11 protein-coding genes are annotated in these 12,516 nt (G+C 70.1%); 9 read left to right on the forward strand and 2 right to left on the reverse strand.

Translation table 11 applies throughout. The features are described from left to right. Window positions 1-21 precede the first annotated feature (21 nt). From V8Z80_RS18915 to V8Z80_RS18930, 4 genes are all read left to right on the forward strand, one after another. Window positions 22-2,100 (forward strand): acetate--CoA ligase family protein, encoded by a 2,079-nt coding sequence (locus tag V8Z80_RS18915; protein ID WP_336063108.1) that lies wholly within the window; start codon window positions 22-24, stop codon window positions 2,098-2,100. 25 nt (window positions 2,101-2,125) lie between these two features. After that, entirely contained in the window at window positions 2,126-2,935 is an 810-nt protein-coding gene (locus V8Z80_RS18920; RefSeq protein WP_336063109.1) for an enoyl-CoA hydratase/isomerase family protein, read from the forward strand. After that, window positions 2,928-3,941: a hydroxymethylbilane synthase gene (hemC, locus tag V8Z80_RS18925; protein ID WP_155195337.1), complete on the forward strand. Its 1,014-nt coding sequence runs from the start codon at window positions 2,928-2,930 to the stop codon at window positions 3,939-3,941. Before V8Z80_RS18920 ends, hemC begins: the two co-directional genes overlap by 8 nt. 125 nt (window positions 3,942-4,066) lie before the next feature. After that, on the forward strand, window positions 4,067-5,062 hold the full coding sequence (locus V8Z80_RS18930) for a Bug family tripartite tricarboxylate transporter substrate binding protein (RefSeq protein ID WP_336063110.1): 996 nt from the start codon (window positions 4,067-4,069) through the stop codon (window positions 5,060-5,062). Between the two features lie 49 nt (window positions 5,063-5,111). On the opposite strand, the gene V8Z80_RS18935 is transcribed toward V8Z80_RS18930, so the two are convergent. After that, on the reverse strand, window positions 5,112-6,053 hold the full coding sequence (locus V8Z80_RS18935; protein WP_336063111.1) for a LysR family transcriptional regulator: 942 nt from the start codon (window positions 6,051-6,053) through the stop codon (window positions 5,112-5,114). A gap of 147 nt (window positions 6,054-6,200) precedes the next feature. Here V8Z80_RS18935 and V8Z80_RS18940 point away from each other — a divergent pair, with 147 nt between their 5' ends. Then, window positions 6,201-8,081: an EAL domain-containing protein gene (locus V8Z80_RS18940; protein ID WP_336063112.1), complete on the forward strand. Its 1,881-nt coding sequence runs from the start codon at window positions 6,201-6,203 to the stop codon at window positions 8,079-8,081. A gap of 21 nt (window positions 8,082-8,102) precedes the next feature. Here the strand turns inward: V8Z80_RS18940 and V8Z80_RS18945 are convergent, their stop codons facing one another. Next, window positions 8,103-9,140 (reverse strand): FUSC family protein, encoded by a 1,038-nt coding sequence (locus tag V8Z80_RS18945; protein ID WP_155195333.1) that lies wholly within the window; start codon window positions 9,138-9,140, stop codon window positions 8,103-8,105. Between the two features lie 138 nt (window positions 9,141-9,278). Between V8Z80_RS18945 and V8Z80_RS18950 the strand changes: the two genes are divergently transcribed. The 4 genes from V8Z80_RS18950 (at window position 9,279) to V8Z80_RS18965 (ending at window position 12,502) form a co-directional block, all read left to right on the forward strand. Next, window positions 9,279-9,812, forward strand: coding sequence for an ureidoglycolate lyase (locus V8Z80_RS18950; protein ID WP_155195332.1), 534 nt, complete (start codon window positions 9,279-9,281; stop codon window positions 9,810-9,812). Window positions 9,813-9,923: 111 nt separating this feature from the next. Beyond that, complete coding sequence (locus V8Z80_RS18955) at window positions 9,924-10,937, forward strand: tripartite tricarboxylate transporter substrate binding protein (protein ID WP_155195331.1); 1,014 nt, start codon at window positions 9,924-9,926, stop codon at window positions 10,935-10,937. An 8-nt stretch (window positions 10,938-10,945) separates the two neighbouring features. Continuing rightward, window positions 10,946-11,524, forward strand: a complete 579-nt coding sequence (msuE, locus tag V8Z80_RS18960) for an FMN reductase (protein ID WP_155195330.1) — start codon at window positions 10,946-10,948, stop codon at window positions 11,522-11,524. A gap of 132 nt (window positions 11,525-11,656) precedes the next feature. Next, window positions 11,657-12,502, forward strand: coding sequence for an SAM-dependent methyltransferase (locus V8Z80_RS18965; protein ID WP_336063113.1), 846 nt, complete (start codon window positions 11,657-11,659; stop codon window positions 12,500-12,502). The last annotated feature ends 14 nt before the right edge of the window (window positions 12,503-12,516 follow it).

The following is a 12,516-nucleotide window of genomic DNA, read 5'->3' on the forward strand; positions in this document are numbered from 1 at the left end:
GGACAACAGCAGACATACGGCATGAACAACAATCTGAAGGCTTTGCTTGCGCCCGAAAGCGTGGCGATCGTGGGCGCCTCGACCCGGCGCGATGCCATCGGCACGAAGATTCTCGCGAATCTGCGCGCCCAGGGCTACGAGGGCCGCATCTATCCGGTCAATCCCAAATACCAGGAGCTCGACGGCTTGGCCTGCTATCCGGACCTGGATGCCTTGCCCGAGAAAGTCGATGCCGCCTTCCTGGCCGTGCCGGCGGGCTCGGGCGTGGCCCTGGCCGAGCAGGCGGGCCGGTGCGGCATCGCGGCGGTGTTCGTCAATGCCAACGGCTATGCCGACGGCAATGCAGAAGGCCTGCTGCGCCAGGACGCCCTGACCGAGGTGGCGCGGCGCTACGGGCTGGCCGTGTGCGGGCCCAACAACATCGGCATGATCAACGTCCATCGCAAGACGCCGCTGTGGACGCCGCGCATCGCCAGGGAACTGGTGCCGGGCAACGTCGCGGTGATCACGCAAAGCGGCTCGATCGCCATCGCCATCAGCGAAAACGAGCGCGGGATCGGCTTTTCCTACATCATCACCGCCGGCAACGAGGCCGTGCTGGACGTCTCGGACTACCTGGACCACGTGGCCGACGATGCGCGGACCCAAGTGGTGCTGCTGTACCTGGAAACGCTGCGAGACCCGCAAGGGTTCCAGCGCGCGGCCGCCAAGGCCAGGGCCGCCGGCAAGGCGCTGGTGGCGCTGAAGGTGGGCACCAGCGAGGCGGGCGGGCGCCTGGTGCAGGCGCACACCGGCAGCCTGGCGGGCGATGACAAGCTCTACGACGAGTTCTTCCATGACCTGGGCGTGATCCGGGTGCGCGACCTGGACGAAATGCTGGAGGCCGCCGTACTGCTGTCCTCGCAGCCGGCGTTCGCGCCCGGCCCGGGGCTGGTCGCGCTGACGCTCTCGGGCGGGGAGGCGGCCCTGATCGCCGATATGGCCGAGCCGCTGGGCTTGCGGTTTCCCATGCTGGAGGAGCGGACCATCGCCGGCATGCGCGCCGCCTATCCCGAGTACTCGACCATCCGCAACCCCGTCGATGCCTGGGGGCTGGGCTTTAACAAGGACAACTTCCGCGTCATCGTCAAGGCGCTTGCCGCCGATCCGGCCTTGCGCCACATCCTGGTCTGCGTGGACGCGCCAGCCGGCGGCGGGGTGGACCTGGCCTATGCGCTGGACATGGCGGACGTGGCCGGCGAGTTCCGCCAGGACAAGACCTTCGTCTTCATCAACAACATGGCCGGCCGGGGCACCCATGCCGCCCTGCACGCCGAGCTGCGGCGCCGTGACATTCCCTACCTGTCGGGCCTGAAGCCCGCCTTGTCGGCCATCGCCAGCATCGCCAGGACGGCGGCGCGCCGGCAGCCGGCCGTCCCGCCCGGGCCGCCGCCGCCCATGCCGCCGGTGCCGGACGCGGAGCGGGCCTGGTTCGAGGCCTTGTCGCAGGCCGGGGTGCCGATGGTGCGTTCGCTGTCCTGCCAGAGCGCGGAGCAGGCCGGCGCCCACGCGCGGCAGCTGGGCCTGCCCTGCGTGATGAAGCTGGTCTCCGAGACGCTGCCGCACAAGAGCGACCTGGGCCTGGTGCTGCTGGACCTGCGCGACGAGGCTGCGGTCCGCCAGGCGTATGCGGCCCTGGACGACAAGCGCCGCGAGCTGGGACTGGCGCCGCGGGACGGCGAGATCGTCCTGCAGCAGATGGCCGCGCCGGGGGTGGAGCTGTTCCTGGGCATACGCAACGAACCGGGTTTTGGCAGTTTCATCATCGTCGGCGTGGGCGGCGTGCTGGTGGAGATCAGCCGCCAGAGCAGCATGCGGCGCGGCCCCGTCGATGCGCAACAGGCGCGCGAGATGCTGCAGGAGACGGTGGCGGCCAAGCTGATCGCAGGCGTGCGCGGCAAGGGGCCGTATGACATGCAGGCCGCCGTGCAGGCCATCGTCGCCTTTTCCCGCTTCGGCGCGCAGTTCGCCCAGGCCTTCGGCGCCATGGAGATCAATCCGTTGATCGTTTCCGCGCAAGGCGCCATGGGCGTGGATTTTCTGGCCGAGCGGCGGCACTGAAGGCGCGGTAAAAAGGAGAAATGCCATGTATCAGGATATCGTCTACAGCGTGGACGAGCGGGTGGCCATCATCGCCTTGAACCGGGGCGCCAGCCGCAATGCGCTGAGCGAGCGCATGGTGGACGAGTTCATCGACGCGGTGGCGCGCGCGGACGCGGACGAGGCGGTGCGGGTGCTCGTGGTCACGGGCGGGCCCGAGGTGTTCTCGTCGGGCTACGACATCAAGGAGTCCGGCGAAAAGCCCAAGCGCAGCGCCCGGCAATGGCACCAGAGGATGCAGAAGGACAACCGCTTCACTTATTCGGTGTGGGACTGCAGCAAGCCGGTGATCGCGGAGATCAACGGCTATTGCCTGGCCGGCGCGCTGGAGCTGGCGATGTGCTGCGACATGCGCTATTGCGCCGACGATGCCAGGTTTGCCGTGACCGAGGCAAGGTTCGCCAGCGGCGTGGCCACCATGATCATGCCCTGGATCATCGGCGCGCGGGCGCGCGCGCTGGTCTACAGCGGCGATACCTTCGATGCGGACAAGGCCTTGCGCATCGGCCTGGTGGACGATGTCTTCGCCAAGGATGCGCTGCGCGGCGAGGTGCTCAAGCTGGCCAGGCGCATCTCGCAGGTGTCGCTCGAATACCTGCGCACCAACAAGCGGATCATCAACCGCACCTTCGAGATGATGGGGCTGCGCCACGCCATCGAATACGGCGCCGAGGCCGCGGCGATGATGAACACGATCGGCTCGCCCGAGGCCGAGGCCTTCGACCGCATCAAGCGCGAGCAAGGCCTGTCCGCCGCGCTGAAGTGGCGTGCCGCCGGGTTTGCGCAATATGAATGAGGACGCGCGTACCGAAGCCGGCGCACCCGCGCCGGCCGGGCCATTGAGGATAGGCACGCGCAAGAGCCAGATGGCGCTGCGGCAGGCCGAGGCGGTGGCCGGGGCGGCATCGCGCGCCGCCCCGGCGCTGCAGACCCGCATCGTCGCCAGGCAGGCGCAGGCCGATAAGGATCTCAAGAGCCGGCTCAGCGCCCTGGGCGGCAAGGGCGGGGCGTTCATCACGGCCATGCGCGAGATGATGTGCCGGCAGGAGGTCGACGTCGCCATGCATTCCCTCAAGGACATGCCGGGCAACGCCGAGTACTACGTGGACGACCGGTTCGTGCTGGGCGCCTTCCTGCCCCGCGACGATCCGCGCGATGTCCTGGTGCTGCGCAAGGGCCTGGAGCGGCTGCCGGCCGGCGCGGTCATCGGCACCGCCTCGGTCCGGCGCGCGGCCTTCGCGCGGCGCCTGTATCCCGATGCCACCGTCGTGCCGTTTCGCGGCGCGGCCGACAAGCGGATCGAGCGGATGGACCAGGGCATCCCGATGCAGTTCAACTACGGCGGCCAGACGCCTTGCGTGGACGCCTTGATACTGGCCAAGAGCGGGCTGGAGCGCTTGTCGCTGCAGCACCGGATCTCGCGGGTTTTTTCGGTGGGCGAGATGTGTCCGGCGGCCGGCCAGGGCATCGTCGTGGTCGAGGCGCTGCGCGCGCGCGCCGACCTGGCGGGCTTGCTTGCCGCCATCAGCGACCGCCAGGCGGCCTACTGCGCCCAGGCGGAGCGGGCGGTGCTCAAGGCGCTGAACGGGCATTGCGATTCGCCCATCGGCTGCCATGCCTGGATCGCGGACGGCATGTTGCGGATAGAAGCGGTGGTCATTGCCGGCGACGGCAAGGCCTCGATACACGTGAGCGACGGCTCGGGTTTCACCGATCCGCACTCGCTGGGCGCCAGGGTGGGAAGGCGCCTGAACCAGCTGGGCGCGCAGCAGTTGCTGCAGGAGCAGCGCGCCCAGGACTGAAGGACCGTGCAGGGCACGAAGGGAATCGCCGATTCCCGGAGCGAGACAAGTAGACCAGTCTGTTTATGGAGAAAGCCATGAAGGGGAACCGGATCTCTTGGAGTGTGGATAATGTTGCCGGGCGCTTGCGCCGGTGGGCGTGGCGCCTGCCGGGCGCGGTCCTGGGCCTGGCCGCATGGACGGCGGCGGCGCTGCTGCCGGCGCTGGGGGGCGCGCATGCCCAGGCCGCCTGGCCGGCCAAACCGATCACTTTCATCGTGGGCTACCCGCCCGGCGGTGGCGCCGATACGGTGGCCCGGCTGCTGGCCGACCGCCTGACGGGCAAGCTCGGGCAGCAGGTCGTGGTCGAGAACCGCTCGGGCGCCAGCGGCGCCATCGGCGTGGCGACCGTCATGCGCGCCGAACCGGACGGCTACACCTTCCTGGTGGCCGCTTCGTCCGAAATCGTGGTGGGGCCGGCCGTGAACCCGGCGCTGCGCTACGACCCCCGGCGGGACCTGGCCCCGGTGGGATTGGTGGGCGAATGGCCCTACCTGCTGGTGGCCACGCCTTCCCTGCCGGTGAGCGACATGAAGGAGTTCGTGGCGCTGCTCAAGGCCAATCCCGGCAAATACAGCTATTCGTCCTTCGGCAACCACACCGTCATCCACCTGACCGGAGAATGGTTCAAGACGCTGGCGCAAGTCGATGCGCTGCATGTGCCCTACCGCGGCAGCGGCGCCTCCATGCCGGACCTGCTGGCGGGCACGGTGCATTTCACCTTCGACTCCCCGGTCGCGACCATGAAGCTGGTGCAGGCCGGCAAGCTCAAGGCGCTGGCCGTGACCGCGCCGGCCAGGCTGGCGCAGACCGGCGATATCCCGACCACGGCCGAGCAGGGCTATCCGGAGCTGCTGAGCGGCGCGTGGATAGGCATCATGGCCAACAAGGACACGCCGCGCCCCATCGTCCAGGCCTTGAACGCGGCGCTGGACGAAGCGCTTGCGGACGCCGCGCTGCAAGGCGTGCTGGCCGAGCGCGGGATCGCCCCCGGCGGCGGCACGCCGCAGGCTTTCTCCGAGCGGATCGGCAAGGAGCTGGAACAGTGGCGGCAGGTGGCGCAAAAGGCCGGGCTGCTGTAGGACAAGGCCTGCCGGGGCGGGCCGGCGGGCCGGGTGCGGCGCCGGGGCTCTAGCCCGCCTGGCGGACGCCGTCCTGCTGCGCCTCGAACGGCAGTACGCGGGGCGCGAAGCTGGATGCCGGCAGGTTCAGGCGGATGAAGTCGAACAGGGTCTGCACAAGCAGCGAGCCCTGCCGGTGATGCGGGTAGACCACGCTGACCTGCAGCGGCGCCGGGCTGTAGGCCTGCAGGACGGGCACGAGCAGCCCCGCCTGGATGGGGGCCTCCACGATGAAGCTCGGCAGGAAGGCGATGCCGCAGCCGGCCAGGGCCGCATCGCACAGGAACTCGCCGTTGTTGGCCACCATGGGGCCTTGCACCGGCACGGTAAGCGGATTGCCGTCCATGTTGAACTGCCAGCCGCTCTGGCCCTCGCGGCCGTAGAGCAGGCACTGGTGGCCGGCCAGCTCGTGCGGGGTGGCCGGTACGCCGTGGCGGCGGGCATAGTCGGGGCTGCAGCAGGCGTACATCGGCAGCTCGCCCAGCTTGCGCGCGATGAGCGAGGAGTCGGGCAGGCGGCCGATGCGCAGCGCCATGTCGAAGTCCTCGCCGATCAGGTCGGCGAACAGGTCGTTGACCTCGACCTGGAGCTGGACCGAGGGGTGCTGCCGGGAAAATCCCGACAGCACCGGCGCAAGATAGCGCAGCCCGAAGGACATCGGCACGGTGATCTTCAGCCGGCCTTGCAGGCGGTCGCGCCGTTCCGAGATGGCGCGCTCGGCCGCGCCCACCGCGCCCAGGATGTGCTGGGCGTGGGCGCGCAGCTCGTGGCCCAGGTCGGTGATGCGCAGGCTGCGGGTATTGCGCACGAACAGCTGCACGCCCAGCGAGGCTTCCAGGGCGTCCATGCGGCGGCTGACGTACTGCTTGGACAGGCTGAGTTTCTCCGCCGCGCGGGTGAAACTGCCGGTTTGCACGGTGGCAAGGAAGATTTCCAGATCTTCTATCCGCATTGTCTACCTGTGTGTGACAGTGTATCGGCAGCCGGGTGTCGGCGGGGGCGAGGCGCGCTTTTATAATCAACTGCTTTTGGATTTGCGGCAAGAAGCATGCCGCGCGCCCGCCCGGGCCGCCCGCCATATCCCCAGAGGCCGCTGAGCATGCAGGAAAACCACGAGGCCGGCCTGCCCGAGGGCCTGGCGCTGGCGCACGAAGACCGCCAGATCCGCGCCATGGAGCGCGACGTCCTGCAAGCGCTGACCAGCGACCTGTCGTTCCAGGACCTGGGCAACTACATCTGCCGCCGCATCGAGGATATCTCCCCCGGCGTGCGCGTGTCGGTGTGCCTGATCTCCGGCAACCGGATGCGCCCGTGGGCCGCGCCCAGCTTTCACGACGAGTACGGCGCCTTCTTCCAGGACATGGAGATCGGCGAGGGCGTGGCCAGCTGCGGCACGGCGGCGTACCGCGGCGAGCCGGTGATGGTGGACGATATCGCCACCGATCCGTTGTGGGCGCCCTACAGGCAGGTGATGCTGCCGCACGGCTACCGGGCCTGCTGGACCTATCCGGTCAAGCGCCGCGACGGCAGCGTGGCCGCCACCTTCGCCTTCTATTTCCGGCAGGGCGTGCGGCCGCAGGAAAAGCTCCAGCGCATCGCCGAGGCGGGCGTGCACATGTGCGTGCTGGCCATCGAGCGCGAGGAGAACCGCCAGCAGATCGCCAGGCTGGTGCTGTTCGATGCGCTGACCGGCCTGCCCAACCAGGCCAACCTGCTGCGCCACCTGGATGCGCAGATGCAAGGCGCCGGCGCGGACGGCGAGGGGTTTTCGCTGCTGGTCGTCGACCTGGACCGCTTTCGCGACATCAACGAAACCCTGGGCCACGCCGCGGGCGACCAGACCCTGGTGGTGACGGCCAACCGGCTGCACCGGCACCTGCACGGCGGCGAATTCCTGGCGCGCATGCACGGCGACCAGTTCGTCGTCGTGGCGCGCTGCGACGAGATCCGGGCCAGCTGGCTGGCCGGCATGCTGCAGCGGTGCCTGCAGGAGCCGATGGCCATCGGCGGGCATACGCTCAATCTCGGCGCCAGCATCGGCATCAGCCATTATCCGGAAGGCGGCCGCGACCGCGACAGCCTGCTGGCAGCCGCCACTTCGGCCATGCAGTCGGCCAAGGACAAGGGCGGCGGCACGTTCGAGCTGCGGGTACCGCGGATAAACCCTGCCGCGCGCGACCGCCTGCTGCTGGGCGCGGCGCTCAAGCGCGCCATTGCCGAGGGACGCCTGAGCCTGCACTACCAGCCGCAGGTCTACACCGGCAGCGAGCGCATCCACGGCCTGGAGGCCCTGGCGCGCTGGCACGACGGCGAGTTCGGCGCGGTGCCTCCCGGCAGGTTCATCGGCCTGGCCGAGGAGGTCGGCCAGATCGAGTCGCTAAGCCGCTGGGCGCTGCGGGAAGCCTGCCGGCAGCTGGCCCGGTGGCGCGCCGAGGGCCTGCAGGTGCCGGCCGTGTCCGTCAACCTGTCGCCGCTCAATTTCCAGGAGGACGACCTGCCGGCCTATGTGGCAAGCCTGCTGCACGACTACGGGCTGCCGGGCCGCTGCCTGACCATCGAGATCACCGAAGGCAGCATGATGGCCCTGACGCCGGGCATGCTGCAGGCCGTGGACGCCATCCGCGCGCTGGGCGTGGGCCTGGCGGTGGATGATTTCGGCACCGGCTATTCGAGCCTGTCCAACCTGGTGCAGCTGCCGGTGACCGAGGTCAAGATAGACCGCAGCTTCGTCGGCAAGTCGCTCGAGGACGAACGGCTGCGCGCCCTGGTCAGCGCGGTGATAGGACTGGGGCGCAACCTGGGCCTGACGGTGGTCGCCGAGGGCGTGGAGGCCCCGGCCCAGCACGAGCTCCTGAGGCACTATCAATGTCCGGTGCTGCAAGGCTATTTGTTCTCCGGGCCGCTGCCGCCCGAGGCGCTGCGCCAGTGGCTGGCGCAGCGCCACCGGGCGGGCGCCGCCGGCGAGCCCGGGCAGGCCTGAGAACCCCGCCCCGGCCGGGCGCTAGCTCTCGTGCGCCTGCCTGAGCATCCGTTCGAGCGCCCGCTGCTCGTGGATCAGCTGGCGCCAGGCCCAGCGCGTGATGCGCGCGGCCTCGCGGTCCGTGTCGGGCAGGGCATGGCGCGCCAGCGCGTCTTCCAGTTCCTGCATGGCCGGCCCGGTGCGCAGGCTGGCATGCGGGGCGCGGCGCTGGCGCAGCGCGGCGGCCAGGCTGCGCATGTCCTGGGCGAAGGCCTGGGCCAGCGCCTCGAAGGCGTGGCCGACGGCCTGGCAAGCCGTCTCCGACAGCGGCAGCTGGGTGGCCCTGTCCAGCAGGGGCACGGTGCGCCAAAGGCCGTCCACCCGGGCCAGCACCTGGCCGGCCGGGCGGGCGCTGCGCCGATGCAGCAAGCCGGCGCGGGCCTGCGCCAGCATCTCGCGCGCCGTCTCCGAGGACGGGTCCACGGTGGAATAGCCCTCCTGGCGCGGGCTGGCCCGGCAATCGATGAAGGTGGCGGTGCAGGTCCTGGCCAGTTCGCCGAGCATTTCCAGCGATTCGGCGATCTTGTTGCGCGCCCGGCGGCGGGCCGAGATGGGCAGCACGGTCAGGCCCGCGCAGGCGCCGCACAGCGAGCCGGTGCCGATCGCCACGACCTTGTCCCAGGCTCCGGTGATGACGTCGGGGTCCGGCGTCACGGTAAGGATGACGGCCGTGACCAGGCCATAGCTCAGGATCGGCTTGCGCGCCACCAGATAGCTCATCAGCCCCACGCCGGCCAGGATCGACACCGTCTGGTCCAGCAGGCCGTTGGCCAGCAGCGCGAAGGTGACGCCGATGCACACGCCCGCCAGGGCGCCGAGCATGCGCGCGCCGGCTTCGCCCACCGTGCCCTCGGCGCTGGCGCGCACCACGAACAGCGCCGAGAAAGCGGCCCAGCTCAGGTCCGGCAGCGCCTGCCAGCGCGCCACGTGGTAGGCCAGCAGCACCGCCGCCACGGTCTGCAGCGCCAGGCGCAATTCGTCCTTCCAAACCAGTCTGCCCAGGGCCAGTGCGCGTCCCATCTATCCCGTCGTCCGATGCCAAGCGCACAATGTACGGGAACGCGTCCGATGCGCCTGTAGGGCTTCGCTACCAGGTGCAACCCGCGCCGGAGTATGCTGCGTGCGCCCGGCTTTGCGGGCGCATACCGAGTCCATGCCATGCCGTCTTCCGCCCCCCTGGCCGTCCAGGCCCTGACGCCCGAAGCCTTCGCGCCTTACGGCTGGATGCTGGGCAAGCCCTATCCCGCGCATCAGGCCGTGCCGGCCTTCAGCAACGCCGCCACCGACTTCTGGCACGAGCATGCCTTTGACGCGGGCCCGGACGGGGAGGTCGAGGTCCTGTGGGTCAACTACCGCAGCGGCGCCGAGGTCGGCCAGCTGGAAAAACATCTGCTTACCCAGCAGGCCATCGTGCCGCTGACCGGCCCGGTGGTTCACGTGGTGGCCGCCAGCGACGCGGCGGGCGCGCCGGCGCTTGGCACCCTGGCGGCTTTTGCCGTGCCGCAGGGGCAGGGGATCTGCATGCGGCCGGGCTGCTGGCATGCCACCCGCGTGGCGCAAGGGCAGGTGAGCTGCCTGATGCTGACGCGCCGCTCGACCACGGCAGACCTGGTCCGGCACCTGCGCCAGGGGCAGCCGGCCCGGGAAAGCGCCATCGTCCAGATACCGCCGCGGGCGTGGCGGGCGGCCTGAATACGCCGCGCCGATATTTCCTGGGGCTTTATCCTAATGCGCAGCCGGTCTTGGACGGGCCGGCGGGCGCTGTACTAAAAATGCCGCTTCCTTTCCTGCCGCGAAGCCGCCATGCGCCATTCCGTCCTCCGTCCGCTTTCCCGTGCCGCGCGCCTGGCCCGCGCGCTGCGCCGCACCGCGCATGGGCTGCTGCCCGCGCTGGCCTTGTCCGCGGCCTGTGCGCACGCGGCGCCATTTCCCAGCAAGCCCGTGACGCTGGTGGTGTCCTATCCGGCCGGCGGCAGCGTCGACGTGGCCGCGCGCATCCTGCAAGAACCGCTGGCCCGCGCGCTGGGCCAGCCGGTGATCATCGAGACGCGCGGCGGAGCGGGCGGCACCATCGGCACGCACCACGTCGTGCGCAGCGCGCCCGACGGCCACACGCTGCTGATCACGTTGTCCTCGCACACCATCAACCCGGCCATCTACAGCAAGCTGCCGTTCGATACCGAGAAGGACCTCGCCCCGGTGTCGCTGGTGGCCTCGGCGCCGCAGATCCTGGTGGCGCATCCGTCCTTTGCTCCCTCGACGCTGCCCGAGCTGCTGGAGTACGCGCGCCAAAGCCGCACCGAGATCCCCTACGGCTCGGCCGGCACCGGCTCGCCCAGCCACATCGCCGGCGAACTGCTCAAGCAGCGCACCGGCCTGCCTTTCATGCACGTGGCCTACCGCGGCGGCGGGCCGGCGGTGGTGGACGTGCTGGGCGGCCAGATCCCGCTGCTATGGGTGTCCCTGCCGGCCGTGACCCAGCACGTCAAGGAAGGGCGCTTGAAGGCCATCGCGGTCTCGACCGCCGAGCGCACGCCCGTGCTGCCCGAGGTGCCGGCGGCGGCCGAGACCGTGCCGGGCTTTGACGTGGATTCCTGGTATGCCGTGTTCGCCCCGGCGGCCACGCCGCCCGAGGCGATCCGCAAGGTGCAGGATGCGCTGGTGGCCGCGGGCCGCGATCCGGCCGTGCAGCAGGCCTTTCTGGCGCAGGGCGCGGTGGCGGTGGGCAGCACGGCGCAGGCGCTGGACGAGGTCGTGCGGCGCGAGATCCCGCAATGGAAGGCGCTGGCCGCGCAGGCCGGCATCCAGCTGGACTGAGTGCGCCCATGACCCAAACCCTCAAAGCCGTCGCCCTGTCGGGCAGCACCTTCCTTCCCTCCCGCAGCCTGGTGCTGGCGCAATCCCTGCTGGATGGCTTCGGCCGGCATCTGCATATCGACAGCCAGCTGATCCACCTGGGCGACATCGCGCGCGTCAGCGGCGCCGCGCAATCGCGCCGCGAACTGGCGCCCGAGGCCGAGGCCGTGCTGCAGGCCATCGAGTCGGCGGCCCTGCTCATCGTCGTCTCGCCGGTCTATCGCGGCGCCTTGCCCGGCCAGCTCAAGCACCTGCTGGACTTGGTCGGCCAGGATGCGCTGGTCGATACGCCCGTGCTGCTGGCTGCCTGCGGCGGCAGCGACCGCCACGCGCTGGTCATCGATCATCAGCTGCGGCCCTTGTTCAGCTTTTTCCAGAGCGTGACGCTGCCTATCGGGGTCTATGCCACCGATGCGGATTTCAGCGACTACCGGATTTGCTCGCCGTCCCTGCAGGCGCGCATCGACTTGGCCGTGGCGCGCGCCCTGCCGTTCTTTCGCGCGCACCAGCGCGAGCCGCAGGCTGCCCAGGCGCGCATCGCCGCCTGAGCCCCGCAAGGCCGCCGCCCGGTCCGGGCGGGTATTTTCCTCCATGCGGGGACTGGATTGCTGCGGCGCTTGTCCTGTAAAAAGGACCGGCTTGCCGGCGGGACGCCTTGCCATGTCCCGCGGCTTTCCCTCATGGACAAGGAATCCGTCATGCTCGATTTTTCCCTCCGGGCGGCCGCGCGCCCGCGGCTGGCCACGCTGGCCTGCGCACTGGCGCTCTGGGCGCTGGCGCCCGCGGGCCTGCCGCTGCCCGCCGCAGCGGCGGCCCAGGCGGCCGACAACTTCACGCCCGAGGTCGGGCAGGACGGCAAGGATGTGATCTGGGTGCCCACCGCCCAGACGCTGGTCGACAAGATGCTGGACCTGGCGCAGGTCACCCCCCAGGACCGCCTGATCGACCTGGGCGCGGGCGACGGGCGCACGGTCATCACCGCCGCGCGCCGCGGCCTGACCGCCGTGGGCATCGAATACAACCCCGACATGGTGGCGCTGGCCCGGCGCAACGCCGCCAACGCCGGCGTATCCCAGCGCGCCACCTTCCTGCAGGGCGACCTGTTCGAGGCCGACCTGTCGCAGGCCGATGTGATCACCTTGTTCCTGCTGCCCACCATCAACGAGGAACTGCGGCCGACCTTGCTCGGGCTTGCGCCGGGCACGCGCGTCGTCTCCAACACTTTCCCCATGGGCGATTGGGAGCCCGACGCCTCGGCCGAGGTCGATGACGACTGCCACACCTATTGCACCGCCCTGCTGTGGGTCGTGCCGGCCCAGGTCGAAGGCAGCTGGCGGCTCGATGGCCGGCCGCTGGTGCTCAAGCAGAAGTACCAGCAGCTCAGCGGCAGCCTGGGCGATGCGCCGATCTCGGATGCGCGTCTCAATGGCCGCGATATCACGTTCACCGTCAACGGCCGGCGCTATACCGGCCGCGTCCAGGGCGACGCCATCGAAGGCTCGGGCTGGACCGCCCGGCGGGGATGACCGCCGGCGCTTGC

The organism is Orrella sp. JC864, from assembly GCF_037026685.1.
Lineage (GTDB): Bacteria > Pseudomonadota > Gammaproteobacteria > Burkholderiales > Burkholderiaceae_B > Orrella.